The 24,346-nt window shown below is 71.5% G+C and carries 26 protein-coding genes; 10 read left to right on the top strand and 16 right to left on the bottom strand.

Going from position 1 to position 24,346, the window contains the following annotated elements:
- Nucleotides 1-190 precede the first annotated feature (190 nt).
- The 5 genes from WMF44_RS07960 to WMF44_RS07940 all read right to left on the bottom strand — a co-directional run bounded on the left by WMF44_RS07960 (nucleotide 191) and on the right by WMF44_RS07940 (nucleotide 5,369).
- Nucleotides 191-1,228, bottom strand: coding sequence for a hypothetical protein (locus WMF44_RS07960; protein ID WP_437298522.1), 1,038 nt, complete (start codon nucleotides 1,226-1,228; stop codon nucleotides 191-193).
- Between the two features lie 153 nt (nucleotides 1,229-1,381).
- The gene (locus tag WMF44_RS07955; RefSeq protein WP_437298521.1) at nucleotides 1,382-2,446 is read right to left on the bottom strand and encodes a polysaccharide deacetylase family protein; all 1,065 of its coding nucleotides are present in this window, start codon (nucleotides 2,444-2,446) and stop codon (nucleotides 1,382-1,384) included.
- Nucleotides 2,439-3,287: a methyltransferase domain-containing protein gene (locus tag WMF44_RS07950; RefSeq protein ID WP_437298520.1), complete on the bottom strand. Its 849-nt coding sequence runs from the start codon at nucleotides 3,285-3,287 to the stop codon at nucleotides 2,439-2,441. The genes WMF44_RS07955 and WMF44_RS07950 overlap by 8 nt, the downstream gene beginning before the upstream one ends.
- An 11-nt stretch (nucleotides 3,288-3,298) precedes the next feature.
- Nucleotides 3,299-4,063, bottom strand: coding sequence for a class I SAM-dependent methyltransferase (locus tag WMF44_RS07945; protein WP_437298519.1), 765 nt, complete (start codon nucleotides 4,061-4,063; stop codon nucleotides 3,299-3,301).
- Between the two features lie 316 nt (nucleotides 4,064-4,379).
- Entirely contained in the window at nucleotides 4,380-5,369 is a 990-nt protein-coding gene (locus WMF44_RS07940) for a transaldolase (RefSeq protein WP_437298518.1), read from the bottom strand.
- Between the two features lie 114 nt (nucleotides 5,370-5,483).
- Between WMF44_RS07940 and WMF44_RS07935 the strand changes: the two genes are divergently transcribed.
- Entirely contained in the window at nucleotides 5,484-7,412 is a 1,929-nt protein-coding gene (locus WMF44_RS07935; RefSeq protein ID WP_437298517.1) for a MutS family DNA mismatch repair protein, read from the top strand.
- Nucleotides 7,413-7,486: 74 nt separating this feature from the next.
- Nucleotides 7,487-8,437: a class D beta-lactamase gene (blaOXA, locus tag WMF44_RS07930; RefSeq protein WP_437298516.1), complete on the top strand. Its 951-nt coding sequence runs from the start codon at nucleotides 7,487-7,489 to the stop codon at nucleotides 8,435-8,437.
- A 15-nt stretch (nucleotides 8,438-8,452) separates the two neighbouring features.
- Here blaOXA and WMF44_RS07925 read toward each other — a convergent pair whose 3' ends face one another.
- Nucleotides 8,453-9,358: an alpha/beta fold hydrolase gene (locus WMF44_RS07925; RefSeq protein WP_437298515.1), complete on the bottom strand. Its 906-nt coding sequence runs from the start codon at nucleotides 9,356-9,358 to the stop codon at nucleotides 8,453-8,455.
- A gap of 189 nt (nucleotides 9,359-9,547) precedes the next feature.
- Between WMF44_RS07925 and WMF44_RS07920 the strand changes: the two genes are divergently transcribed.
- A complete protein-coding gene (locus WMF44_RS07920; protein ID WP_437298514.1) occupies nucleotides 9,548-10,039 on the top strand; it encodes an LEA type 2 family protein in 492 nt (163 codons plus the stop codon).
- Here WMF44_RS07920 and WMF44_RS07915 read toward each other — a convergent pair.
- On the bottom strand, nucleotides 9,987-10,343 hold the full coding sequence (locus WMF44_RS07915; protein ID WP_437298513.1) for a nucleotidyl transferase AbiEii/AbiGii toxin family protein: 357 nt from the start codon (nucleotides 10,341-10,343) through the stop codon (nucleotides 9,987-9,989). The genes WMF44_RS07920 and WMF44_RS07915 overlap by 53 nt on opposite strands.
- A complete protein-coding gene (locus tag WMF44_RS07910; RefSeq protein ID WP_044964272.1) occupies nucleotides 10,336-10,533 on the bottom strand; it encodes a hypothetical protein in 198 nt (65 codons plus the stop codon). Before WMF44_RS07910 ends, WMF44_RS07915 begins: the two co-directional genes overlap by 8 nt.
- Nucleotides 10,534-10,802: 269 nt before the next feature.
- Between WMF44_RS07910 and WMF44_RS07905 the strand changes: the two genes are divergently transcribed.
- From WMF44_RS07905 to WMF44_RS07880, 6 genes are all read left to right on the top strand, one after another.
- Complete coding sequence (locus tag WMF44_RS07905) at nucleotides 10,803-11,093, top strand: hypothetical protein (RefSeq protein WP_437298512.1); 291 nt, start codon at nucleotides 10,803-10,805, stop codon at nucleotides 11,091-11,093.
- A 16-nt stretch (nucleotides 11,094-11,109) separates the two neighbouring features.
- Entirely contained in the window at nucleotides 11,110-11,991 is an 882-nt protein-coding gene (locus tag WMF44_RS07900) for a galactose mutarotase (RefSeq protein WP_437298511.1), read from the top strand.
- A 124-nt stretch (nucleotides 11,992-12,115) separates the two neighbouring features.
- Nucleotides 12,116-13,288, top strand: a complete 1,173-nt coding sequence (locus WMF44_RS07895; protein WP_437298510.1) for a polysaccharide lyase — start codon at nucleotides 12,116-12,118, stop codon at nucleotides 13,286-13,288.
- 157 nt (nucleotides 13,289-13,445) lie between these two features.
- Entirely contained in the window at nucleotides 13,446-13,811 is a 366-nt protein-coding gene (locus WMF44_RS07890) for a DUF2089 domain-containing protein (RefSeq protein WP_012234087.1), read from the top strand.
- Nucleotides 13,808-14,461, top strand: coding sequence for a YIP1 family protein (locus WMF44_RS07885; protein ID WP_437298509.1), 654 nt, complete (start codon nucleotides 13,808-13,810; stop codon nucleotides 14,459-14,461). Before WMF44_RS07890 ends, WMF44_RS07885 begins: the two co-directional genes overlap by 4 nt.
- A gap of 128 nt (nucleotides 14,462-14,589) precedes the next feature.
- Nucleotides 14,590-15,693 (top strand): alpha/beta hydrolase, encoded by a 1,104-nt coding sequence (locus tag WMF44_RS07880; protein ID WP_437298508.1) that lies wholly within the window; start codon nucleotides 14,590-14,592, stop codon nucleotides 15,691-15,693.
- Nucleotides 15,694-15,774: 81 nt separating this feature from the next.
- On the opposite strand, the gene WMF44_RS07875 is transcribed toward WMF44_RS07880, so the two are convergent.
- The 6 genes from WMF44_RS07875 to WMF44_RS07850 all read right to left on the bottom strand — a co-directional run bounded on the left by WMF44_RS07875 (nucleotide 15,775) and on the right by WMF44_RS07850 (nucleotide 20,674).
- Nucleotides 15,775-16,719, bottom strand: coding sequence for a bestrophin family protein (locus WMF44_RS07875; RefSeq protein ID WP_437298507.1), 945 nt, complete (start codon nucleotides 16,717-16,719; stop codon nucleotides 15,775-15,777).
- Entirely contained in the window at nucleotides 16,716-17,327 is a 612-nt protein-coding gene (locus WMF44_RS07870) for a carbonic anhydrase (RefSeq protein WP_437301543.1), read from the bottom strand. The genes WMF44_RS07875 and WMF44_RS07870 overlap by 4 nt, the downstream gene beginning before the upstream one ends.
- Before the next feature lie 254 nt (nucleotides 17,328-17,581).
- Nucleotides 17,582-18,355, bottom strand: a complete 774-nt coding sequence (locus WMF44_RS07865; RefSeq protein ID WP_437298506.1) for an acyl-CoA desaturase — start codon at nucleotides 18,353-18,355, stop codon at nucleotides 17,582-17,584.
- A 286-nt stretch (nucleotides 18,356-18,641) separates the two neighbouring features.
- Complete coding sequence (locus WMF44_RS07860; protein ID WP_437298505.1) at nucleotides 18,642-19,109, bottom strand: hypothetical protein; 468 nt, start codon at nucleotides 19,107-19,109, stop codon at nucleotides 18,642-18,644.
- A gap of 7 nt (nucleotides 19,110-19,116) precedes the next feature.
- Entirely contained in the window at nucleotides 19,117-19,917 is an 801-nt protein-coding gene (locus WMF44_RS07855; protein ID WP_437298504.1) for a hypothetical protein, read from the bottom strand.
- 10 nt (nucleotides 19,918-19,927) lie between these two features.
- Complete coding sequence (locus WMF44_RS07850; RefSeq protein WP_437298503.1) at nucleotides 19,928-20,674, bottom strand: hypothetical protein; 747 nt, start codon at nucleotides 20,672-20,674, stop codon at nucleotides 19,928-19,930.
- 518 nt (nucleotides 20,675-21,192) lie between these two features.
- On the opposite strand from WMF44_RS07850, the gene WMF44_RS07845 reads away from it, so the two are divergent.
- Nucleotides 21,193-21,720, top strand: a complete 528-nt coding sequence (locus tag WMF44_RS07845; protein ID WP_012234081.1) for a hypothetical protein — start codon at nucleotides 21,193-21,195, stop codon at nucleotides 21,718-21,720.
- 3 nt (nucleotides 21,721-21,723) lie between these two features.
- On the opposite strand, the gene WMF44_RS07840 is transcribed toward WMF44_RS07845, so the two are convergent.
- A complete protein-coding gene (locus WMF44_RS07840; protein WP_437298502.1) occupies nucleotides 21,724-22,956 on the bottom strand; it encodes a styrene monooxygenase/indole monooxygenase family protein in 1,233 nt (410 codons plus the stop codon).
- 336 nt (nucleotides 22,957-23,292) lie between these two features.
- On the bottom strand, nucleotides 23,293-24,303 hold the full coding sequence (locus WMF44_RS07835) for a P1 family peptidase (RefSeq protein WP_437298501.1): 1,011 nt from the start codon (nucleotides 24,301-24,303) through the stop codon (nucleotides 23,293-23,295).
- Between the last annotated feature and the right edge of the window lie 43 nt (nucleotides 24,304-24,346).

The raw sequence follows: 24,346 nt of genomic DNA, 5'->3' as shown, positions 1-24,346 counted from the left end.
GTAGCGCGGCGTACCATGATCACCAGTCGTCGTCCATGGCCGGACGAGCCCGCTCGGCCGCGAGGTCAGCGCGTCGCCGGCGCGCTCGCGAGCTGCGCGCCGGAACCTACGCGCAACAGACGCTCGACGGACGCGCGACACACGCGCGAGGCCCTGCCGCGGCGCCTCGCCGCGGCAGGGCGCGAGCGGCTCAATCGCCGAAATCGCCGTCGAACCCGCCGCCGTCATCGAACCCGCCGCCGTCATCGAACCCGCCGCCGTCGTCGACCCCGCCGCCGTCATCACCCCACGGATCGCCGTCATCCGCCCCGTCCCCCTCGTCGCCCGCCGAGAGGTCGTCGCCGCCGCGATCCGCGCCGCTCAAGAGGTCGGGATTCTCGGCGGCCTCCTGCGCTGTGCCGAGCATCGTGCCCGCGGGGCTCACGAAGAGGACGTGTGGAGGCGTGAGCATGTGCATGAACGAGGTGATGAGCATCACGTCCAGCATCATCCCGAGCGGGCTGGGTGGGTAATAGACGACGAACGGATCATAACCCGGGTGCGTGGGGCCCACGGGAGGCCGCTCGGCGCCCGCGCCGTCGCCCGCTGGAGAGTGCACGACGCGCGCGTCGGCGTGGTGATGGTCCACGCGCGCCTCCGGCATCGTGGCCTTGAGGGCCCCCTCGACCCGCCCGACGAAGGACTCGAACTGCAGCCGCGCCGCCTCGAACAGCGCCGGATCCTTCGCCAGGGGCTCGACGCGGCGGCGGTAGTCCTCCGCGGACTCGCCGGCTCGCGGCTCGAGGTCCCGCAGGCGCCCGCCGATGGAGACGAGCCCCGACGGCTCGTCGTCGGCGTGCTCGGTGCGCGCCCGCGTCTCGATGACCAGGTGCAGCCCCGCTTCCTCGTGCTCGGCGGCGAACCTGAGCTCGCTGAACCCGCGCCCGAACACGGCGGAATGCTCGGACAGCGCGAGCACGAGGTCGGGAAGATCGTCCGGCTTCCCGTCGGTGTCCTGGAAGATGACGGTGTCGTCGATCACGAGCGAGAGGGCGTTCGTGACCCCGAGCTGGACGAGCGCCCGCCGCACCTGATCGACCACGGCGGTGGCCTCGAGCTCGACGCGCACGCGATCGGTGTCGAGATCCACCGTGGCGCCGAAGCTGCGCTTCAGCTTCTCCCAGACGGTGGGGTTGCGCTGGATGATGCTGCCCTTGAGAGAAACGTGGATCTGTCCGATGAGCCGCATACGCGCTACTTAGCACCGCGGCGGCGCGCCATCGTCGACGACGCTCGCGACCGCGGAACGCAGCCGGGGCGCGGGCGCCGGGTGAGCGGCGATCAGCCTCGCGCCTCGCGCCGTACGGCGGCGCAGGAGCCCGGCCGCCCCTGGCCGACGGGGCTAGCCGAACGTGAGCCGCTGCGCCACGCGCTTGTACGCCTGCTCGACGACGCGGCGGGCGTGGTGGATCGCGTTGGAGTGGGGGAACTGCAGCGAGGGCGGCGCGCCCTCGTCGACGCCGCGCTCCCCGTGCGTGGAAGGCGCCGCGTCCGAGAGCCGGCGCGCGAGGGCGCCCACGGTGTCGACCTCGAAATCCCTCGAGTTCTCGTCGAGGAAGCGGCAGAGCCCGCGGAGCCGCTCGACGTTGAGCCGGTTCGGGAAGCCGCGGCGCGCCTCCGCCGAGTCGAGGAAATAGAACTCGAACGAGTGGGTCACCAGCGTGACCTCCTTCACCCCGAGGGCGCGGTAGCGGAGGAGACAGTGCTTGATCTCGTCGAGGGTCACCGCCGTGATCTGAAGGTGCCTGAAGCGCCTCGTGGGCTCGATGAAGTTCGTGACCGGCAGCTCGTACACCCCCGGCTCGGGCGTCTCGAAGAGGCCGAGCCGCGCGCCCGGATACTGCATCTTGCAGTTCTTGCTGAAGTAGCAGGGGTTGTAGTTGCTGCTCAGCACGAGCCCCGCCCGCTTCATCGCCCGCCAGGTGTCGTTGCTCGCGCCGAAATTGCCGGCGCGGTAGCCGAGCAGCTCGCCCGCCGGGACGCCCGCGCGCACGAGCAGGTCGCGCCCCTCGAGGAGGAGCCGCGTCTGCTCCTCGACCGGGTAGTCGGCGATGTCGTCGGAGACGCGGGGCTCGCCCCGGGTGTGCCAGTCCGCGCGCCGCTGCACGGGGTGCACGTGCAGCTGCACGTCGTGGCCGCGGCTGTGGAGCGCCTGGCACACGCTCGTCAGCCCGTCCATCCCGAAGCTGTACGAGCCGATGGCCTCGACGAAGAACGTCCCGCGCTGGCCGTACGCCTCGAGCTCGCGCATGATGAGCTCGATGCCGAGGGGCTCGCGCTGGTTGACGAAGCGACCCCAGATCCGGAGGTCGTAGCCCATCGCGGGAGACTTGGTATCGCCCAGGATGCGCTCCTCGGCGCACTCGACGTCCACGGTGATGTAGACCCGCGTCCTCCCGTCAGCCATCGCCAGCTCCTCCCTCACCGCGCTTCTGAAGAACCATCGTGATCGTCGGGGACACGAAGCCCACGTGCATCCCGAGCGGGCCGAGCAGCCGGTTCGCCGCCGAGAAGGCCATGAGCCGCGGCCCGGACAGCCCCATCTTGGCCTTCAGGTCGACGATCAGCCGGCCCCGATCCTGCTGCGAGATGTCGACATAGTCGCCGAACCCGCGCCGGAGCTCCCAGGGGAATACGCTGTAGATCGACCTGCCCGGGAACAGCGGGCGCAGCGCCCGAGGCACGTAGTTCATCAGGATACGGCGGCTGTGGCACTCGACCGGCCAGAGGCGGTTGCTCGTGCCCAGGATGACGATGAACCCCCACGGCGCGAGCACCCGATCGATCTCGCGCTGGACGGCCGGCAGGCGCTCGGGCGGGACGTACTCGAGCACGCTGTTGCAGGAGACGAGCTCGAACTCCCGGTCGGCGAACGGCATCGCGGTCGTGTCGGGGACGTGATGAACGCGGATCCGGTCCGACATCCCGTGGCGCTCGGCGTTCAGCTGCGCCAGCTCGACGTACATGGGGTCGACGTCGAGCGCGGTCACCTCGGCGCCCAGGGCCGCGAGCACGACCGAGGTTCCGCCGAAGTGGCAGCCGAACTCGAGCACCTTCTTGCCGCGGACCGACGTGAAGAGGTCGTCGTAGGCGTGGCGGCTGCGGCGCCACTCCCACGTGGCATACCCCCCGACCCACGGATCGTCGGGATCCCAGCCGTGGCGCCGCGCGCTCTCGCGGAAGCGGTGATCGGCGTCTGCGTCGCGGACGACCGGCGGGGTGGCGGCGTTCTGGCTCGGCTCGCTCATCGGGGAATGGATCAAGCGTCGGCTGTCCCTGCGGGCAGCAGGGGCGCACGGTAAATGGCGAACAGGAAGGGCGAGAACCAGGGGTTCGTCTCGCCGGGGACCACCCGGCGCGCAATCGCCTTGAGGGGCGGGACGACCTTCCAGACGACACGCCGCGCCAGGAGCGGCGCCTCGTCGTCCAGCCAGAAATCGAAATGGCCGCCCGTGTAGCGGGCCTGGACGATCTCGGCGCCGTTGCGGCGGGCGGCGGCCTCCAGGAACGGCAGGTTCATGATGCGGGTGTTGTGGCCTCTCAGGTTCTTGCGATCGAGCAGCCAGTGGAGCGCCTTCTGCCCGCCGGCGAAGTTCGGCATGCCCACGACCACGGTGCCGCCCGGCTTCACCAGCTCGAAGTGCCGATCCATCACTGCCCCGGCGTCATCGAAGTGCTCGATGAACCCGAAGGAAGCAACGATATCGAACTTCTGCTGGGGCTTCCAGCTGAAGAAATCCCCCTTCTCGATCTTGCCGACCTTGATGCCGCGCTTCCGGATCTCCTGCTCGACGACCTCCGGGTCGCAGGCGTAATCCAGGCCGTACGCCGTGAACCCCAGGCGCCCACAGAAGTCGACAAGGATACGGCCGGGTGCGCAGCCGATCTCGAAGAACGACAGCCCCTCCCCGCGCGGCAGGAACGGAGCGACGTCGTCGTAGATCTCGCAGCCGCCCCCCAGATCGTCGGTGCCGACGTAGCCCTTCCAGTGGTTCTCCCAGTACTCCTGTGACGTGAGCTTCACCGTCGCCTCCTCGATGCCATCGCGAAAAGGGCGGCTCCACGGGGAGCCTCCCGGAGAACCGCAGTCGACCACGCGCGGCGCGGGCGATCGAATGCTGCCGAGATTCGTCCAGTTTGACGAATCCTAGAGGACGGGGAGGCTCACATGCAAGCCGGCCCTCCGCCTTCTTCCCGCGCCTCCACTCCTCAACGCAGGCGCACGCAGGCGCGGCGCGCGGGGTAGACGCGGCGCGCGGCGTGCGTGGTAGACGCGGCGCGCGGCGCCCGGGCCCGCTCCCCGGAGCTCCGCCGCGCCCGCGCGTCGCGCGTCCCCGGCGCTAGGAGGCGGCCCCCTGCTGGAGGCGCTCGCGGAGCAGGACCTCGAGCGAGGCGAGCGCCTTCGCGAAGCCGTCGATGCCCTCGCTCAGCTTGTCGCTGGCCATCCGGTCGGCGGCGTGCATCGCGCGGAACGCCGCCTCATCCATCGGGACCTTCGCGATCTGCAGGGCGCGCGCCGCGTCGGGGTCGAGCTTCCTCGGCAGGTCGCCGCGCGCGGAGGCGAGCTCCGAGAGCAGCTTCGGCGAGATCGTCAGGAGGTCGCAGCCGGCGAGCTCCTTGATCTCGTCGATGTTGCGGAAGCTCGCGCCCATCACCTCGGTCTTGTAGCCGTGCTTCTTGTAGTAGTTGTAGATCTTCGTGACCGAGACGACGCCGGGGTCCTCGGCCGGCGCGTAGCTCGTGCGGCCGGTGTCCTTCAGGTACCAGTCGAGGATGCGCCCGACGAACGGCGAGATGAGCGTCACGCCTGCCTCGGCGCACGCGATCGCCTGGTGCAGCCCGAAGAGCAGCGTGAGGTTGCAGTGGATGCCCTCCTTCTCGAGGACCTCCGCCGCGCGGATGCCCTCCCACGTCGAGGCGATCTTGATGAGGACGCGCTTGCGCGAGACGCCGGCCTCCTCGTAGAGGCGCACGATGCTCCGGCCCTTCTCGATGGTCGCCTGGGTGTCGAAGGAGAGGCGCGCGTCGACCTCGGTCGAGACGCGGCCGGGGATGATCTTCAGGATGCGCAGGCCGAAGTCGACGGCGAGCCGCTCGAACGCGAGGCCCACGACGTCGTCCGGCCCCTTGCCCCGGCCCGCCTCCTTCTGGCCCCAGGCGAGCGCGCCGCTCACGATGTCGGCGTACTCGGGCATCTGGGCCGCCGCCGTGATGAGCGACGGGTTCGTCGTCGCGTCCTGGGGGCGGAATTTCTCGATCGAGTTGATGTCGCCGGTGTCCGCGACGACGACGGTGTACGCCTTGAGGCGCTCCAGCAGGTTCTGGTCCATGGGCGGCATTGTACGAGCAGCCAGCCAGGACGCTTCAAAGCTTTCGTGGCCTTCGTGTGAGGACCACCCCTCCGGCTGGATGCACGGCCGGCGGTGGCCTATGGAGAGGGCCCCGTGGAGCCGCCCCCCAACGCCGTCGCGCAGCACGTCCTGTCCGCCTACGAGGATCGCCTCTCGGTCCTGCGCGCCGAGGCCGGCGCGCTCGAGCGCCGCTCGAAGACGTTCTCGCTGCTGCGCGGCGTCTCGTTCCTGGCGGCGGTCGTGGCCGGGGGGTACGCGCTCTTCGGCGACGTGCCGCGGTGGGTCGCGTACGCCGCCGGGGCGGTGACCGCGGTGTTCCTCGGGCTGCTCGTCGCGCACGCGCGCCTCGTCACCCGGATGACGGAGCTCGAGCAGCGCATCGGCCTCTACGTGCGCGGCAAGCGGCGGGTCGCCGGCGATTTCGCCGATTTCCCGGAGCGCGGCGACCGGTTCGCCGCGCCGGACCACGATTACACGGGCGATCTCGACGTGTTCGGGCAGGCGTCGCTGTTCCAGCTGCTCAACGTGGCGCAGACGGGCGAGGGCGAGGCCACGCTCGCGGCCTTCCTCGCGGAGCCCGCCCCGGCGCCCGCCGTGGCGGCGCGGCAGGAGGCGGTGCGCGAGCTCGCCGGCCTCGGGGCGTTCCGGGAGGATCTCGCGGTGGTGGGCATGCAGGCGGGGGCGCGCGGGCGCGAGGCCGGCCCGCTCATCGCGTGGGCCGAGGCGCCCCCGGCGCTGCTCGGCCCGGAGGCCCGCGCCGGCGGCCTGCCGGTGAGCGCGCTCCTGACCGCGGCGAAGGTGCTCGTGCCGCTGACGCTGGCGCTGCTCGCGGCGCCGCGGTTCATCCCGGCGGAGCAGCTCGGGCTGCTCCGCCACGCCTACCTCCTGCCGCTGGCCGCCCAGATCCTCGTGCTGGTCCTGCTGCGGCCCGCGGTCGAGCCGATCGTCGCCGCGGCCTCGTCGCGCGAGGCGCCGTTCGCCCGGTACCGGCCGATCCTCGCCCGCGTCGAGGAGCAGGCGTTCTCGTCGGCGCTGCTCCGCGAGCTCAAGGCCGAGCTCGCGGGGCCCTCGGGCGTGCTCGCCTCGCGGGAGATGACGGCGCTCGAGAGCCGGGTCGGCTACTCGGACCTGCGCCACAGCGGGCTCGTCCACATCGCCGCCAACCTCTTCCTGCTCTGGGACGTGTGGTGCGCGCTCGCGCTGGAGCGGTGGAAGCTGCGCGCGGGCCGGCACGTGAAGGCGTGGATGCGGACGCTCGGGCACATGGAGGCGCTCGCGAGCCTCGCGACGTTCGCGCACGAGAACCCCGACTACGCGTACCCCGACGTGAAGGACGGCGAGCCGCGCTTCACGGCGGCGGGGCTCGGCCACCCGCTCCTCCCGCGCGACCGGCGGGTGACGAACGACGTCTCGCTGGAGGGCGCGGGCGCCGCGCTGCTCGTGACGGGGTCCAACATGTCGGGCAAGAGCACGCTGCTGCGCGCCGTCGGGGTGAACGCCGCCCTCGCCCTCGCGGGCGCGCCGGTCTGCGCGTCGTCGCTGTCGCTCTCGCCGGTCCGCGTGCGGACGAGCATGCGGATCAAGGACTCGCTCGAGCACGGCGTCTCGCACTTCTACGCCGAGCTGACCCGCCTGAAGCGCGTCGTCGACGGCGCGAACGGCGGCGAGCGGGTGCTGTTCCTGCTCGACGAGATCCTCCACGGCACGAACGCGCGGGAGCGCCAGATCGGGGCGCGGGCGGTCGTGCGGCACCTCGTCGCGCGGGGGGCCATCGGCGCTGTGTCGTCCCACGACATGGGGCTCTCCGTGCTCGAGCAGGAGACCGCAGGGCGGGTGCGCAACATGCACTTCGAGGAGCTCGTGGTCGAGGACAGGATGACCTTCGACTACAAGCTGAAGCCCGGCGTGGTGACGAGCGCGAACGCGCTGCGGCTCATGAAGATCGTCGGGATCGACGTCGACTTCGCGGAGGGCGAGCGGACGGCGATGGCAGCGACGACCGCGGCGGCGGCGCGGGAATGAGCGGCGGCGACGGCGGTGACGATCGCGGCGATGGCTCGGGAATGCGCGCGGCCCCCGGCCGCGTTGAGGGCGCCATGCTTTCTCCGCTCCCCGGATGCCTCTCGCGCCGCGCCCTGGCCTCGGCGCGTCCGTTGCTCTCCTGCACGCTCCTCGCGATCGTCACGACGGCGAGCGCCTGCGCCACGGCGCCGCCGCCGCCGTCCGCTCCCCCGGCGGCGAGCGGCGGGGCGGCCCCGCCCGGCGCGAGCGCGCCGGCCGCGAGCGCGCCGGCCGCGGCGCGGACCGAGATCGACGAGGGCGGGGCGGCGCTCCTCCGCGCGGAGGGCGTGGACGGCGCGTTCGTCCTGTTCGACGCCGCGCAGGGCGTCACCCGCGTCGTGAACCCCGACCGCGCGGCGGCGCGGTACGTGCCCGCCTCGACCTTCAAGATCCCGAACACGATCATCGGCCTGGAGACAGGGGTCATCCCGGACGAGCGCTTCACGCTGCGGTGGGACGGGGTGCAGCGCCGCGTGCCCGACTGGAACCGCGATCACGATCTCGCGTCGGCGATGAAGCACTCGGTCGTCTGGTTCTACCAGGAGGTCGCGCGCCGGATCGGGCCCGAGCGCATGCAGGCGCACCTCGACGCGCTCGGCTACGGCAACCGCGACATCTCGGGGGGCATCGACCAGTTCTGGCTGACCGGGGGGCTCCGCATCTCCCCGCACGAGCAGATCGATTTCCTGCGGCGGCTCCACGCCGGCGCGCTGCCCTGCTCCGCGCGGAGCATGGACATCGTGAAGCGGATCCTGGTGCTGGAGCAGACGCCGGCCTACACGCTGCGCGGCAAGACGGGGATGGAGATGGACGAGCGATCGAGCACCGGCTGGCTGGTCGGCTACGTCGAGCGCGGGGCAGACACCTACTTCTTCGCGACCGTGCTCCTCGGCGCAGGCAGCGACGGCGAGCGCATCATCCCGCTGCGCCGCAGCCTGACCCGCGCCCTGCTCAAGCGGCACGGCGCGCTCCCCGAGGACGCCTGACGCCGGCGCCGCCCCCTACGCCGCCGGCGCCGCGCTCGAGGGCGACGGCGCCGCGCCCGGTGACGCCGTCGAGCGCGCCGCCCACGCGAACGCGGCGATCCGCTCGGCGAAGCGGCGCGGGTCGTCGACCTGCGGGCAGTGCCCGATGCCCTCGGGCTCCTCGATCTCCGCGTGCGGAGGGAGGTGCCGCCGGTAGTACTCGAGGTTGGCGCTCGGCATCAGGCGGTCCGAGCGGCCCCAGATCAGCAGGATCGGCATCGAGAGCGCGCCCAGCTGCTCGGGCGTGAACGCGTGATCGCACCGGGCCGAGCGCCTGAAGGAGAGGATGGTCTCGCGCGAGAACGTCCGCACGACGTCGCCGGCGATGAGCGGGGTGAACCACGGGACGCGGTGGTAGAGGCGCGCGAAGAACGCGTGGGCGTCGGCCCGCGACCGCAGGTTGAACACGCCGAGCAGCTCGGCGAGCTCGGCCTGCTCCATGCAGGCGCCGGCCGGCGACGCGAGCACCAGCGCGCGCACGCGGCCCGGCGAGCTCAGCGCGTAGCTCACCGCGACCGCGCCGCCGAGGGAGTTGCCGACGACGATCGCCGGCTCGTCGAGCTCGCGGTCGAGCAGCTCGTGCATGGCGGCGGCGAGGCACTCCGGCGTGAACGCCGACGCCGGCGCCGCGCTCCACCCGTGCCCCGGCGACTCCGCGGCGATGACGCGGCGGGCGCGCCCCCGGAGTCGCTGCAGCACCGGCGCGTACGGGAGCGCCGAGGAGCCGATGCCGTGGAGCAGGACCACCGTCGGGAGCGGGCCCGTGCCCGGAGCATCGTAGAGGTGCAGCCGGCAGACCGACGTGTCGACCCAGCGGCTCTGCACCCCGGACCTGTTCAGCGCCTTCTTGGCGAGGCGTTCGGCGAGCGGGAGGATGCCCATGCGCCGGGCATAGCAGATCGAAAGGGTTCCCGCGGGGGCGGAAGCGCTGGCGCGCGCGGGGGCGGAGGCGCTGGCGCGCGCAGGGGCTGTCGAGCGATCCGGCGGGCCGCGGACCGGGCCGCGGACGAGGCCCGGTGGCGCGCCCGATTTCCGTTGAGCTCCATGGAGATCCGCGCCACATCTCCCGCCGTGCGATCGCCTCTCCTCGCCGCCGCCGTCACCCTCGTCGCGTGCTCGCGCCCCGAGCCGCCGACGCTCAAGCCCGAGCTCGCGACGGTGACCGCCGTCACCGTCCAGGGCATCGATCTGCGGCTCCAGATCCAGGCGTACAACCCGAACAGCATCGATCTCTCGACGCGCTCGATGAAGGCGAGCGTGCTGCTCGACGGCAAGTACGACGTCGGCACGGTCACCGCGCTCACGCCGCTCGAGCTGCCCGCGAAGAAGTGGACCCGGATCGAGGCGCCGATCTCGGTGAAGTGGCAGGACCTCACGAGCATCGCCGCGCTGGCGGCGCAGAGCCGCGGTATCCCGTACCAGGTGAGCGGCACCGTCGCGATCGGCGGAGAGACGCTCAACGTGGATGTGCCGTTCCGCCTCGCGGGGACGATCACGCACGAGCAGCTCATCACGGCGATCGGCAACTCGCTCCCGGGCCTGCCCCTCCCCGGCCTGCGCTGAGGAGGGCTGTCGCGACCGACGAACAAGCGAGCCGCCTCGGCCGCTCGGGCGTGTCATCGTTCCCGTTCGACCCTCGCCTCGACGACGGCCCTCGCCTCGGGCGTCCGTAGACGCGCTGCCGCAGCTGTCTGTACCCCTCGCGGGAGGCACAGAGGAAATCGACGTCACGCGAGATGCGGAATTCGTCGCAGCGGAGCGATATCGCCGTCCCGCCCGCAAACCAGCACTCGGACTGCCTTAGCAAGGCTGCATCCAGCGACGTGAGCAGGTCGAGGATCCGCCGGTGCTCGTCGCGCTCAGCCATTGAATACGCCTCGGCCGTACCGCGCAACGAGATAGTCGAAGAAGCGCCGCTCGCGCTCGCTCATCGAGGCGCGATCGACCCATTGCCGGTTCGCCTCGTACAGCGCGAGGGCCTCCTCCTCCGTGATTGCGTGATCCTCCCTGTTCCAGAGGAGCAACCGGAGCTGCTCCAGCTCCTCGCCGACGATCATGGCCCAAGGATAGCGGAAGCCGCGGTCGCTGCACTGCTGACAGGGGGCACGCTCGCTGCGCTGCACCGCCGGCGCCCGCGGCGCAGCGCTGGGTGGCGCGCCGTCCTGCCGAGGGTCCAGCGCGCCCTGCTGGTTCCAGCGTTGTCTCGAGCCCACAAAGCTTGCAGAATCGCGGCGGAGGAGACGTCCGTGCCCACCCGCGAGCCCGCCTGTCACGCGCCCCCGCGCTCGTCGATGCGCTCGTCTCCGCCGCCGGAGGGCGCAGCCCCATGTCCGGCGGCCTGATCTTCCACGACGGCGGCGGCGGGGCCGTCGCGCGCTGCACGCGCTGCGGCGCCGAGGCGGCGGGGCCGTGCGCGCGCTGCGGCGCGCCCGTGTGCGGCGACTGCTGCGTGCTCACGGAGGGCGGCGCGCGCGTCTGGGCGATCTGCCTCGCGTGCGAGGATCGCGGCGGCCGCTCCCTCCGCCGCGGCTGGGCGGCGGTCCTCGGGTGGATCGCGCTGCCCATCGCGGCGCTCGCGCTGATCGTCGGGCTGCTCGCGTGGCTGCAAAGCAACTGAAGAGACCGGAGGAGTCATGTTCAGCGTGAAGGAAGTCGAAGGCGCGATTCCCACCATCGAGCTCGCCGACAGCGACGCCGCGAGCCGCGCGGTGCTGGCCCCGGCCCGCGGCGGCATCCTGACCGAGCTGACCGTCGGCGGCCGCGCGCTGCTCTACCTCGATCGCGGCACGCTCGACGATCGCACCGCCAACGTGCGCGGCGGCAACCCGGTGCTCTTCCCCTCGCCCGGCAAGCTCGCCGGCGACGCCTGGTCCGCCGCCGGCGCGGCGGGCCAGATGCGCCAGCACGGCTTCGCCCGCACCCTGCCGTGGTCGCTCGACGACCGTGGCACCCTCGAGTCGGGCGGCGCGTACGCGCGCCTCGTCCTCCGGTCGAGCGAGGCGACGCGCGCGCAGTACCCCTGGGATTTCCGCGCCGAGCTCACCTACACGCTGCGCGGCAGGGCGCTCCGCGTCGATCTGCGCATCACCAACGAGACAGGCGACGGCGCGCCGCCGATGCCGTTCGGCGCCGGGTTTCACCCCTACTTCGCCGTCCCCCAGGCGGACAAGGCCCGCGCCTCGATCGAGACGCGGGCGACGCGCGCGTTCGACAACACGACGAAGCGGGAAGCGCCGTTCTCCGGCTTCGACCTGACCCGGCCCGAGGTCGACCTCCACCTGCTCGACCACGGCTCCACCGAGAGCGCGCTCTCGATCGAGGGCGCCGCGGGGGTGCGCATCGCCGTCCGCGGCTCGCCCGAGTTCACCCACTGGGTCGTGTGGACCTTGCAGGGCAAGGACTTCGTCTGCCTCGAGCCCTGGACCTGCCCCGGCGACGCCCTCAACACCGGAGAGCGCCTCATCCACCTCCGGTCGCGCGAGACTCGGGCGCTCTGGATCGAGCTCTCCGCCTGAAGCGCTGACGGCCGCGCGCGACGCGCTGGAGGACGCGCTGGAGAGCCCGACGAGCCGCGCCGCGTCGGCGGCGGCGCGCGGCTTCCCGGTTGACTGCCGGCCGGAAAACGCGTCGAATCCCGCCATGACTTCTACCGATCTCCTTACCGCACATCGATCCCTGCTCGCCCCCTCCCGGGCGCTCCTCGCGCGGCGACCTCGCCGCTCGCTCTCCACCCTGGCCGCGGCCGCGCTGGCGACGACGCTCACCGCGGGCGCCTCCGCGGCGCCGGTCTGGACCGGAGACTTCGAGACGGGCAATCTGAACCAGTGGAACACGACCCTGAACGGCGAGCACATCTCCGTGGTGACGTCGCCTGTCCTTCAGGGCACGAGGGCCGGGAAGGTCCAGCTCACCAACGACGCGAGGTGGTCGAACGGCATCAAGCGCGTCGAGCTGAACCACAAGCCGGCCGCCGGGCGCACGGCCGAGGGCGCCCAGACCTACTTCGCCTGGAGCTTCTACCTCCCCGAGGCGCTCGCGGCCGACCCGCCGACGCAGATCGGATACTGGGAGTCCGAGAATAGCTATAGCCAGATGATGTCGTTCGAGGTCGTCGGACAGCGCATCAGCTTCGCCACCCGCAAGCCCGACAACAAGGTGCACTGGGAGGCGGCCGGCGCGGTGACGCCCGGCGTGTGGCACCGCATCGCGCTGCACATCCGGTGGTCGACGAACCCGAACCAGGGCTCCGTCGACGTGTGGTTCGACGGCGAGCAGGTCGTCACCGGCGGGAAGGCGCAGACGCTCGCCGACAACAACGCGCACTTCACGCAGATCGGCCTGCTGCGCAACCCGTCCGAGTTCACGGACAGCCCCGTCATCGTCCTCGATGACGCCGTGGAGGGGGACACCCTCGAGGACGTCCGCCCCGCGCTGCCCTCCTCCGGGGAAGGCGGCGCCGGCGGCGCGGGCGGCTCCGGCGCCGCAGGCGGCGCGGGCGGTGAAGGCGGCGCGGGCGGCTCCGGCGGGAGCGGGAGCACCGGGACCGCGGGCGGCGGCGCCACGGGCGGCAGCGACGGCGCGGGCGGCGACGTGGCGCCCGGCCCCAGCGCTTCGAGCTCCTCCTCCGCCGCTTCCGGCGCCGGCTCCACCGGCGCGGGGACCGGCGGCACGGACGAGGTGGAGATGGCCGAGGGGGATGACGGCTGCAGCTGCCGCGCCGCCGGCTCGCCCGCGGCCCCTGCGCCCATGGCCCTCGCCGGCCTCGGCCTCATCGCGGCGCTCGCGTCCGCGCGGCGTCGCCAGCGGCGCTGAGCCGTCGCGAGCGGCACGCGCCGCAGCGCCCCGGGCGGGCCGAAGCCGCGCCGAACGCATGACGAGGGCGGCTCTTAAACAAAATTGATTTTCGGATCAATTTTCATCACCTCGACATTGACAATATTGACCTCGGTGAGGATAATCCACTCATCCCGTGGCAAGATTTGTCGTCCGATGCCCTAGCTGTGATGGGGAGCTGCGCGCGACGCGGCTCGGCTGCCAGAGCTGCGGAACCAACCTGGACGGTCAGTTCGAGATCCCCGCGCTGCTCCAGCTGTCGCCGGACGATCTCGCCTTCGTGACCGCGTTCGTGCGCTCTTCAGGCAGCCTGAAGGCGATGGCTCAGGTCCTTCAGATCAGCTATCCGACGGTGCGAAATCGCCTCGACGAGATCATTGGCCGGCTCGACGCGCTGGAGCAGGGCATCGCGCGGCGCCGGCACGAGATCCTGGATGCGCTCGAGAAGGGGAGGCTCTCCGCGAAGGAGGCCGAGGAGGCTCTGCGCAAGGTGGGATTATGATGATGACCACGCCCGACGAGAGAGTTCGCGCGCTCGTGCGCGACAACGTCATCAAGCCCGCGGAAGGCGAGCGGCTGCTCGCCACGATGTCGCCGCGGCCTCCCGTGCGCGGATGGCGGCTCGCGCTGAATCCATTCGAGCGCTTCGGCGGGGGGCTCGCCGCCGCGGCGGGGCTCGCCGTCGCCGCGCTGAGCGTCGCCGTCACGAGGCTCGGCGTTCGCTTCGACGGCTTCCTCGACCTGCACGCGGCACCTGCCGTCATCCCGTACCGGACGGCGCTCCTCGAGCAGGTCGTCGCGTGGCCTTTGCCCGCCCTGCTCTTCTGGACGTATGCGCGGCTCCTGCGGCGCCGCGTGCGGCTCGTCGACTTTCTCGGGGTGATCGGGCTGTCGCGCGCGCCGCTCGCGCTCGCCGCCGTCGCGCTCGGCCTGCTCGCCCCGCGGCTGCCGGCGAGCGCGCCCGCGTTCACCCCTGAGCTGGCCGTCATCGCCGTCCTCGGGACGGTGTGTCTCGTGTGGTCCTTGACGCTCCTCGTCGGGGGCTTCAGGAACGCCTCTGGCCTGCGGGGCGCGCCTCTGATCGCGGGGCTCATCGGCCTCGTGCTCCTGTCGGAGATCCTCTCGAAGGTCGCGCTCGCGCACCTCGGCTGAGTCATCGATCCTCCCCGGCGCGCCGCCCCGCTCGCGCGGCGCGCTCTCTGGTGCTCGCGCGACCGCGAGGGCGCACCGGTGCGCCCCGGGCGGCGCTGCACCTCTCTCTCATCCTCGGAGGGCTCGTCATGTCATTGCGATCGGTTCTCGTGGTCCCGGCGCGCCGCGCCGCGCTCGCCGTCTCGTGCGCCGCCGCGCTCGCGTCGTCGCCCCTCTGCGCGGGCTGCGGCGCCGGAGAGCGCGCGTCGTCCGCCGGCGGGAGCGGCGCGCTCCCTGACGACACGGACGTGCCTGGCACGGAGACGCCGACAACGCCGGACGCGCCGGGGTGTCCGGCGGCGTCCAGCGCCAGGACCACGGTCGACAACGCACGAGGCACGCTGGTTGGCACGCTGGTGGTGCCGGCCGGGTGCGGGCCGTTCCCTGCAGTCGTGATCATCCCCGGCTCGGGGCCGACCGACCGGGACGGCAATCAGGTCGCCGCGGGCATCGAGCCGGACACGTACAGGCTCCTCGCGGAAGGGCTCCGGGACAGGGGTATCGCGTCGATTCGCTACGACAAGGCCGGCATCGGCGCGAGCGTCTCCGCGGCCCCCCGGACGGAGCAGGAGCTGCTCTTCGAGATGGGCGCCGACGACGCCGGCCTGTGGGTGAAGAAGCTCCGGGAGGACGGGCGCTTCGCGACGATCACGGTGGTGGGGCACAGCGAGGGATCGCTGCTCGGTATGCTGGTCGCCCGGGAGACCGAGATCGACGGGTTCGTCTCGATCGCCGGCGCGGGCCGGCCCATCGGCGATGTCCTGCGCGATCAGCTCGAAGTGCTCCCGGACGCGGATCGCGAGAGGGCAAACGCGATCCTCGACCAGCTCGAGGCCGGGGAGCCCGTCACGGACATCCCGCAAAGTCAGGTGTTCATGAGCCTGTTTCGGCCGAGCGTGCAGCCGTTCGTCATCTCCTGGATGAAGCACGACCCCGCGGTGGAGCTCGCGGCCGTGACGGCGCCGATCCTCCTCCTGCAAGGGACGACCGATCTCCAGACCAAGGTCGAGGACGCGGAGCGGCTCGCCGGCGCGCGGCCGGACGCGACGCTCGTCATCGTCGAGGGGATGAGCCACACGCTCAAGGAGGCGACGCTGTCGAACGCGTCGCAGGCCGACGCGTACACCGATCCGAGCCTGCCTGTCGTACCGCGCGTGTTCGAGGCGATCGAGGCGCTGATCCGGGAGGAGTGACGCGGATCCGGAGGACGAAAGCACCAGCTCGTTCACCTCGTCGAGGGCAGAAGGCCTCAAAGGATCGTGGGCGCGCCGGCATCAACGGACGAGCTCGTGCGGCGGAGTGTCGCTCTGCCCACGCGTCGGAGCGCTGCCGGGCGGTAGCGGCACCTCAACGGTGGCCGCCAGCACGTTGCGCTCGATCGTACCGCAGATCTCGTCGAGGGGCAGATGGCTCAGGCTCGTGATCGCGAATGGGATCTGAAGCTCAGCGCCGATCTGCTCGACCGCCAGGATGGGATACGTGATGAAGAGCGCGGCGATGGGCGTGAACCAGCCGATCGATGACACGAGGGCCAGCGGCAGGGCCAGCAGGTAGACGGCGATGAAGCTGCGGGTCGTGAACGAGTAAATGCTCGGGATCGGCGTCGCGAGGATCCGCTCGCACCCACCGGCGTGCTCGAGCAGCCTGACCCGCTCGCGATCGAGCTGCAGGAACGCGAAGGGGTCCATGTGGTGCTGGTCACGAGCATCGCGCAGCAGCACTGCAAGGCGGGCGCTTGCGTAGCTGGGCATGTGCTCCGCCCCCGCGACCGCGGCGGCGTCGGGCGCGCCGACCAGCATCACGACCTCAGGCAGCGCCCGCTCGGCGCGCAGGCTGCGACGCGTGACATGCGCGAAGACGGCCACCCACCGGGTGATCGCCTGCCGCCACGCAGCGTCGGTCGGCCCGTAGGCGAAGGCGGATACGGTCAGGTTGCGCGCCTGGTTCACGATGCTGCCCCAGAGCGCGCGGGCCTCCCACCATCGCGCGTAGCCTGCGTTGGTGCGGAAGACGAGCAGCAGGCCGAGTACCACGGTCGACGCTTCGATCGGTTCCGGCCGAAGGGCGACGGAAGGTGCCCGCTGGTGCACCAGCACGGAGGCGACGGCCGCCAGCGCGAAGACGAGCATCCGCGGCAGGAGCCGCGCTGCGACGGCGCCCTGCAGCGCGAACGCCTCGTGCCAGAAGTCCGAGCCGGGCAGGACGCGCCGGGCGCTCATGTCGGGACGTCGTCGAAGAAATCCACGGCGCCCGTCGCGAGCGAGTACTCGGCGCCGATGACGACGGCGTCGCCGCGCGCGACCATCTCGACCAGCCGCCCGCTCTGGCTGAGCTCCCGAACCGAGGCGCGCACGTTGGCGCGCGTGGCCGCGGCGAGGATCGCCGCGCGGTCGAGGCCGGGCTGCCTTGCCTCCTCGACCGCCGGCCTGATCCGCGCGAGGATCTCGTGGACAGCCCCGGAGGGCGAGGCGCCGCGCTCCGTCATCCAGTCCAGCGTCGCGGCGAGCGCGCCGCAGTGCGTGTGCCCCATGACGATCACCAGCGCCGTGCCGAACGCAGCGATCGCATACTCGACGCTGCCGACCAGCGTCGGGGCGACGACGTTACCGGCAACGCGCACCACGAACAGGTCCCCGAGCCCCTGATCGAACACGAGCTCGGCCGGGACGCGCGCGTCCGAGCACGACAGGACGATCGCGATCGGCGCCTGGGCTGCGACCAGCGCGTTGCGCGCGGCCTGGCTGAGCATGGTGTCGACGCTCCGCACGTTCTGGGCGAAGCGGCGGTTACCGTCTCGCAGCCTGCGCAGTGCTTCGCCGGCTGGCATCGGCTGACTGCGTGAGAGGCTCGACGGCACGTGAGGACGATCTGAGGGCGTCATGGGGACTGCCTCTAGCATGTCGCAATGGTTGTGCGTGATCGCCTGGTGAAGGTTCGAGGTCCACGCCCGAGCTCATCGTCGAGAAATCCATGAAGCGGGCGCCGGTTTTGCGGATATGCCCGCTGATGCGAGGCTTTCCCGGGAGCTTCTCAGGTATCGCCCGAGGGACGCCGAGAAGGCGCTGCTCCGGAGCGGGCTGCCTATCCGTCGGCCCGCGTGGCGTCGGGCTCCAGGCGGGCGACCTGACGCTTGTCGGGCATCTGGAGGATGCCCATCCAGGCGAACACGCGGATGACCTGATAGGCCGGGTCGATCTCAAACCACCGCACCGCGAAGTTGGGGCTCATCGAGTACTTGTGGTGGTTGTTCTGGAAGAGCTCGCCGAGCGTCACGAGATCGAGCGCCAGCGTGTTGCGCGAGCCGTCGTCGTTGTTGAAGTTGCGGTAGCCGTAGCGGTGGCCGCACCAGTTCACGATCGCCCCGTGCAGCGGGCCCAGGGTCCAGTGCAGCGGGACGAACAGGAACTGCCACCAGTGCGAGGCGAAGACGATGTAGATGACGGCGTAGCCCGCGCCCCACGAGATGCGGCTGAACCACGAGTTGCCGATGCGGTCGAGCGTGCGCCACTCGGGGTAGCCGCCGCGGAAGCGCGGCTCCACGTCGGCGGCGCCGTCGCAGATGGCGTCGTAGAGCTTCTTGGTTCGCCACATCATCGAAGCGGGCTCGGCAAAGTACCGCGGCGAGTGCGGGTCCTTCGGCGTGTCGCTGTACGCGTGGTGCATGCGGTGCAAGATCGCGTAGGCCCAGGGGACGAGGTACGAGGAGCCCTGCGTCAGGTACGTGAGGAGATGGAAGACTCGCTCGGAGCGCTTCGACATCGTGAACATCCGATGCGAGGCGTACCGGTGCAGGAAGAAGGTCTGGAAGAAGACCGCGAACGTGGAGTGCGCGATGAGGAAGATTGCTAGCTCCATGCGCGGTTTGTACACCGGAACCGGACTGACGGTAGGTTAGCGCACTGTCATAATGCAGACGTCCGGATACCATCCGTATTTCGTCCTGCACGTCTCGGATGTGCGTAGTTCCGTCCGTGACGACGATTCGCGACCGTCGAGACCGTTCGGACAGCAGCGGCGACGGGCGATGAGCCTGGCCATTGTCCTTGACGCTGGCACGCTGCGGTCAGGCTCGGCGTGCAGAGGGATCGAGCGTCGGTTGTAGACGCTAACGACAGGGGCGCGCCGGACGCCGTCGGTCGCTCTAAGGGACCGGCGCCGCTGCGGCGAGGATCGCCTTGACCTCCCGCAGCATCTCGGTCGTCTCGGCGCGCTGCGCCCCCTCGGCGAAATACGCCGAAAGCTTCTCCGAGCCCGCCCGGATCGCGTCGCTCTCCTCGCGCACCACGACGCGGAAGATCGGCCGCTCGGCGGTGCCCGCGAGGTCGACGCTGCCGTCGGCGGGCAGCGCGTCGCTCCGGTAGATCGCGAGCCGCTCGTCCCGGAACAGCTCTCGAAGACCCGAGATCTGCTCGGCGGTGAGCTCTCCGCGGAGCGCCGTCGTCCCCTGGTGCCCCTCGAACGTGCCGCTCAGCTCGATCCAGACGACGGTCTCCTCGCCTGCGCCGCGGTTCACCTCGAGCTGCGCCCAGGGCGCCGGCGGGATGTCCGAGCCAGGGTGCCCGGCGCACCCCGCGAGGCACAGCGCGCCCCACAGGAGGCCGCCGAGCAAAAGCCGCCTAACACGTGATGATCTTGCTGCCATTGCTCGTGATGTTGAAGCAGGGATTGACGTCGAACATCGTGTTCAGGATCCGGTTCGCCTCGTCCCTCGCGAAGGCCTTCATCGTCGACGAGCTGTGCTGGGCGTCGGCCTCGAAAGCGTACCACCACAGCCACAGGACCTGGTAGCCGGCCGCGCCCCGCCCGCTGGGCGACCCGATCCCGGAGCACCCATCCAGGTACTTCTCGTCGCACGACTCGCTCTTCGCAGGGCACTTGTTGCTGCCGTCGTTGCCGCTGTGGCCGCACCAGTCCGCGTGGCGCGCCTCGTGGATCAGCGTCCCGGCGCGCTCCACGACGTTCTCGTTGTAAAAGAACGGGATGTAGAGCTCCGTGTAGTCGTCGAACCCGCCCCAGGTCGTGTACGCCCGCTTCGACCCGTCCCCGCACCGCGCGTCGAGCTCGTCGAACTCACGGATCGTGTAGTTGCCGCCCCAGCGCAGGATGTTGCCGTTGAAGTCGTTCGTCTTGAGCGCCTCGTTCGGCGACGCATAGTTGAGCAGCTGGATCGCCTGGAACGTGCGCGCCAGCGGCCGCCTCCGGTCGCACGCGGCCTCCCAGCCGAAGCCGTCGTCCCAGTCCCCCTTGTCGAAGTCGTACGCATCCCAGTAGAAGTCGATCCACGGCTGCGTGCACCAGAAGCTCGTCATCACCCCGGGATCGGTCCCCCGCACGGTGTCGCAGGTGTCGGCGCGGGCCTCGGAGGCGACGCCGAGGAGCAAACAAGACGCAAGAATGGCGCTGATCGTGCTTTTCATGATCGATCCCTCAACGAGTGATGACAGGCGTGTCGGTCCGAGGAGCCACCTTGAATACCTGCGATCCGGGCTTCTCCGGCTGCGCCGGTCGACCGTTGTTCGGGTTGTAATCCTTGACGTCGGCGACGTCCTCCGCGAGCGCCTTGCGCGCGTCGATCAGCTGGATCCCACCGACGTCGATCCCGAGGGCGTAGAGGCTCGCCGCCGCCGGGTTGCGCAGGAGATCGCCCGCGGAGAAGATGGCCTTCAGCTCCTCCGCGGCGCCGAGCGCCTCGAGCCCGGCGATCGCGCGCAGGCGAACGCGGTATTCATCCGCGAAGAGCTGCTCGTCGGCCTCGGGGTCGGGGAGCTTCGTCGTGGCGATCTCGTTCAGCGGCTTGATGCCGTCGCGCGAGCCGAGCAGGCCAAGGAGGTGAGCCGCCCGCCAGCGCATCTCGCCAGGCCTCGCCGATTCGGCCTTGTCCGGCGGGAACGACACCGACCACGCCTTGTAGACCTCGGCGACCACGGGGACGACCGCCGGGCCGATGGCCACGAGCTCCCGGAGCGCCCGCGTGAACTCCTCCTCGTTCCCGAACTCGCCCATCAGCGAGAGCTGCCTGTTCACCATCGCCAGGATGCACTCCTTGCTGCACTCGACGGCCTGCGACTCGACCGCCGTTTCCTCCGGCGCGTCCTTCTCGGCGGGCACGGCGCAGCCCGCGGCCGCGCCGATGAGAATGAAGATCATCGTTGTTTTGATGGAGACCGACGACATGGTTCACCTCGGGTTCGGTTCGTGTCGGGGCGCTCTCGCCCCCAGGGCGGCGCGCGCGGCCGCGGCGCCTCCGCGCCGGCAGGCCCGCGCGCTCGTCTCACGCGAGCGCGATATCGATGCTGGGCAGGCGCTCTTCCCATCCCTCGACGTCATGGTGGGAATCGCCTGACCGACCGTGCGACCGACGGAACAACGGATCGACGTAATTGCAATCGTCAGGCCATGCGCTGGAGGCACGGCTGGGCGGCCCTGCGCGGCGCCGCCGGAGGCCGCGCGCTGGGCGGAATACCCCCGAGTTCGCGGCGCTTGGTTGTGGAGCGAGCGCCGGCTTCGCGTGATCCCGGGTGCCTGCTGGAATGGCCTGGGCCCGCTCGTAGGTCATGCCCTGGAGGCCGCGGCCTCCAGGTGTGGAGGCTGGCCCCTCCAGCGCGGCGCGCCAGGGCCCTTCATGGCCGGCTTTGGCGCGGCCCCGCCATTTCGGTCCTCCCGCCGGCGAGGCGTGCTAGAAGGCGACGACCATGAGCAGGCTCTCCGAACGTGCGTTTGCCGAGATGGTCGAGGCGGGGTGTCCCGCGTGCGGGGGACAGAAGCTCAACCTGCGCTCGTATGTCGACGGGCTCGTGCCGCTCATGGAGGGCGAGCCCGTCGGGCCGGTCAAGTGGGTCTACAAGGGCGAGATGTTCGTCGACGGGCTGTACGAGATCACGTGCGGCGCGTGCCAGCACCTCGTGTTCACGGACGACCGCTGCCCGCGGTGCCACGCCGAAGGCGGCCTCGCGCGCGGGCTCACGACGACCAACGCGTACGCGGTGCCGGAGCGGTGCTCGCGGTGCGAGCACATCGAGGTGCGTTATATCGCGTTCGTGCCAATGCGCGTGAAATACGAGGGAAAGCGCGCGGACAGGGCGCAGACGAGCGTCGAGCTGCACGACCCGGGCTTCCACGGCTATCGCGTCGATTGCAAGGACTGCGGCAAGATCGCCGAGCGCGCGGACGCGTGCCCGATCTGCGAGAGCCCGGCGCCGATCCGGGCGCGCTTCAGCTGATCGTCAGGCGTGGCTCGCGATGAAGCTGGCGGTCGCCTCGGGCGATGAGAGGATCGCCCACTGGCGCTCCGGGTACGAGAAGTTCGTGGCGAACGCGTCGGCCACCGGCTGGCTGCGCGACGCTGCGACGAGGAGGGCCAGCGCGTGGTCCGGCGGCGGCAGGAGGAAGGCGTTCGTCCACTCCGTGGCCGCCCGGAGCCCGTTCCAGAGGCGGTCCTCGAGGTCCGCGCAGAACGCCTCGTCGAACGCGGCGCCGGCGGCCGCCTGCCCGGCGATCTGCTCGGCGGCGAGCGACGCCGCGAGCGTGGCCATGTTCGCGCCCTGGCCGGTTATCGGATCGTGGGTGATGTGGAGATCGCCCAGCGCGAGCGCGAACCTCTCGCCGCCGAGGGGCGCGTACGCGCGGCGCACCACCGGCGTCACGGCGCCCGTCAGGTAGTCGCGCGGGCCGGCCACGCCGAAGCTCGCCCGATCGACGCGCTCGGCCGTGAGCGGCGCGTGCGCGAGCACCGCGTCGAGCAGCGCCGCGTCGAAGCGCGCCGGATCGTCCTCGTAGCGCATCCGCGTGATCGGCTCGAGCGCGCCGCCGGGGATCGCCTCGATGAGCACCGAGGGAACGATCCCGCCGAGCGTGATGTACTGGTTCTCGAAGATCTCGCCGTGCCCCGGGGAGAGCTGGAACATGAACTCCATCGGCCCGGGCGGCATGCGGAGCCCGCGGACGATGCCCGCGAAGAGCCGCCGCATCGGCGCGGCGTGCGGGCTTCGCTCGGGGACCCTCGGGAAGAGGTCCGTGAGGCCCGCCCGCCCCGTGGCGACGACCACGAGGTCGTGCGCCGCGGCGAGGCCGCGGACGCCGGCCGCGTCGAGCGCGGCCCTCACCACGCGGCCGCCACGCGCGACGAAGTCCTCGAGCAGCCGGGGCAGATAGACCCGCATGTCGATGAAGAGCGCTCGATCCGCGAGGCGGCCGACGAAGTCGATCGGCGGCTCGGCCGCGACGCGGATCCGGATGGTCCTCGTGGCATGTTCGGGCCCCTCCCAGTGCGCGACGCCGAGCGCCCGCTGGCGCTCCCGGGTCAGCAGGGAGAGCCCGACGGTGCTGGGCAGGCGCCCCGTCCGGATCTCGTCCGGCGTGCGCTCCTCGTAGAGGCTCACGTCGAGGCCCTCCTTCTGGAGGTGCAGCGCGAGATGCAGGCCGGCCACGCCGGCGCCGACGATCGCAATGGTGGGCATCCTTGTCCTCATCTCCTCTCAGCTGTGCGTGCGAGCTTCACGGCATGGGAGGTCCGCCGGGCTCTCGGCGCCCCCGACCACGGCGACATCACGGGAGCGGATCGCGGCGGCGAAGGCCCCTCGCGCGGCGGCTCCGTCCGGCGGATCCATTGTCGCTACCGTCACCCCTCCGTGGTTCTGACCAGCGTAGTGGAAGTACGAGGACGAGTCGCGGCTTCCGCAGCGGAAGTACGAGGACGAGTCGCGGCTCCCGTCGCGGAAGTACGAGGAAGTACGAGGACGAGCCGCGGCTTCGAGCGCAGCACCGTGACTGGCTTCAGCGCGCGTCGACAGGCATCATCCCATGTCCCCCGCCGCCGGCAGGTACGCAGCGCCGAGCGTCACGCCCTGCGCCGCGCGGATGGCGCGCACCACGGCCAGCGTGCAGACCTCGGCCGCCATGACGCACAGGGTCATCATGCCGAGCGTCGCGCCGGATGCGCCCGTGCCCAGCGCGAAGAGGGCGTCGCCGTCGGAGAGCGTGTGCAGCGGGTTGATCGCGCGCGCCAGGCCGTCGTGCCCCACGGTGGCGAGGCGGCAGGCCTGGCTCTTGGTGAGCACGGCGTCCGTGGCGATCACGCCGATGGTGGTGTTGCTGCCCGCGAGCATGGGCCTCGGCGTGTCGCCCCGCAGCAGCGCGCGCCGCGTGTCCAGCAGGCGCGTGCCGCGCTCCGTGCGCGCGCCGGCGAGCACCTGGCCCGTCTCCGGGTCGACGACGTCGCCCAGCGCGTTGCAGGCGACGATGGCGCCCACGGTCACGCCGCCGACGGTGACGGAGGCGCCGCCGATGCCGCCCTTCATCGCGCGGTGGAAGCCGAAGATCTTGCCGACCACGGCGCCGGCCCCGGCCCCCACGTTGCCTTCGGCGGGCGGCGTGCTCGACGCGGCCTCGCAGGCGGCGTAGCCAGCGGCGGCGTCGGGACGGATACGGTGGTCGCCGAGCGCCAGGTCGAACAGCACGGCGCCGGGCACGATGGGTACCCGGGCGGGGCCGACGGTCATGCCCACGCCGCGCTCGTCCAGCCAGCGCATCACGCCGCAGGCCGCGTCGAGGCCCCAGGCGCTGCCGCCGGCCAGCAGGACGCCGTGGACGCGCTCGACCACGTTGGAGGGCGAGAGCAGGTCGGTCTCGCGCGTGCCAGGCGCGGCGCCGCGCACGTCCGCGCCGGCGACGGCGCCCTCGCGCGCCAGCACCACCGTGCAGCCCGTGGGGCGGCGGCTGTCGGTGAAATGGCCGACCTCGATGCCGGCGACGTCGGTGATCGCGCCGGGGCGCGGGGAGGCGGACGCGGGAGCGCCGGGAGGCATGCGCTCATTGTCCATGGCCCTGAGGAGCCGCGCCATGCGGCCG

Origin of the sequence: Sorangium sp. So ce426, from assembly GCF_051475585.1 — a bacterium.
Taxonomy (GTDB): Bacteria; Myxococcota_A; Polyangia; order Polyangiales; family Polyangiaceae; genus Sorangium; species Sorangium cellulosum_B.
This window is presented reverse-complemented; position numbering and strand designations above follow the sequence as displayed.

Excerpts from the sequence above, each read along its gene's own strand:
- WMF44_RS07910 (WP_044964272.1), bottom strand. The coding sequence starts at position 10,533 with ATGATCGTCGGCGAGGAGCTGGAGCAGCTCCGGTTGCTCCTCTGGAAC.
- blaOXA (WP_437298516.1), top strand. The coding sequence starts at position 7,487 with ATGCTTTCTCCGCTCCCCGGATGCCTCTCGCGCCGCGCCCTGGCCTCG.
- WMF44_RS07865 (WP_437298506.1), bottom strand. The coding sequence starts at position 18,355 with ATGGAGCTAGCAATCTTCCTCATCGCGCACTCCACGTTCGCGGTCTTC.
- WMF44_RS07880 (WP_437298508.1), top strand. The coding sequence starts at position 14,590 with ATGTCATTGCGATCGGTTCTCGTGGTCCCGGCGCGCCGCGCCGCGCTC.
- WMF44_RS07845 (WP_012234081.1), top strand. The coding sequence starts at position 21,193 with ATGAGCAGGCTCTCCGAACGTGCGTTTGCCGAGATGGTCGAGGCGGGG.
- WMF44_RS07905 (WP_437298512.1), top strand. The coding sequence starts at position 10,803 with ATGTCCGGCGGCCTGATCTTCCACGACGGCGGCGGCGGGGCCGTCGCG.
- WMF44_RS07925 (WP_437298515.1), bottom strand. The coding sequence starts at position 9,358 with ATGGGCATCCTCCCGCTCGCCGAACGCCTCGCCAAGAAGGCGCTGAAC.
- WMF44_RS07885 (WP_437298509.1), top strand. The coding sequence starts at position 13,808 with ATGATGATGACCACGCCCGACGAGAGAGTTCGCGCGCTCGTGCGCGAC.
- WMF44_RS07955 (WP_437298521.1), bottom strand. The coding sequence starts at position 2,446 with ATGGCTGACGGGAGGACGCGGGTCTACATCACCGTGGACGTCGAGTGC.
- WMF44_RS07895 (WP_437298510.1), top strand. The coding sequence starts at position 12,116 with ATGACTTCTACCGATCTCCTTACCGCACATCGATCCCTGCTCGCCCCC.
- WMF44_RS07875 (WP_437298507.1), bottom strand. The coding sequence starts at position 16,719 with ATGAGCGCCCGGCGCGTCCTGCCCGGCTCGGACTTCTGGCACGAGGCG.
- WMF44_RS07855 (WP_437298504.1), bottom strand. The coding sequence starts at position 19,917 with ATGAAAAGCACGATCAGCGCCATTCTTGCGTCTTGTTTGCTCCTCGGC.
- WMF44_RS07950 (WP_437298520.1), bottom strand. The coding sequence starts at position 3,287 with ATGAGCGAGCCGAGCCAGAACGCCGCCACCCCGCCGGTCGTCCGCGAC.
- WMF44_RS07850 (WP_437298503.1), bottom strand. The coding sequence starts at position 20,674 with ATGTCGTCGGTCTCCATCAAAACAACGATGATCTTCATTCTCATCGGC.
- WMF44_RS07915 (WP_437298513.1), bottom strand. The coding sequence starts at position 10,343 with ATGGCTGAGCGCGACGAGCACCGGCGGATCCTCGACCTGCTCACGTCG.
- WMF44_RS07835 (WP_437298501.1), bottom strand. The coding sequence starts at position 24,303 with ATGCCTCCCGGCGCTCCCGCGTCCGCCTCCCCGCGCCCCGGCGCGATC.
- WMF44_RS07900 (WP_437298511.1), top strand. The coding sequence starts at position 11,110 with ATGTTCAGCGTGAAGGAAGTCGAAGGCGCGATTCCCACCATCGAGCTC.
- WMF44_RS07840 (WP_437298502.1), bottom strand. The coding sequence starts at position 22,956 with ATGCCCACCATTGCGATCGTCGGCGCCGGCGTGGCCGGCCTGCATCTC.
- WMF44_RS07940 (WP_437298518.1), bottom strand. The coding sequence starts at position 5,369 with ATGGACCAGAACCTGCTGGAGCGCCTCAAGGCGTACACCGTCGTCGTC.
- WMF44_RS07960 (WP_437298522.1), bottom strand. The coding sequence starts at position 1,228 with ATGCGGCTCATCGGACAGATCCACGTTTCTCTCAAGGGCAGCATCATC.
- WMF44_RS07870 (WP_437301543.1), bottom strand. The coding sequence starts at position 17,327 with ATGCCAGCCGGCGAAGCACTGCGCAGGCTGCGAGACGGTAACCGCCGC.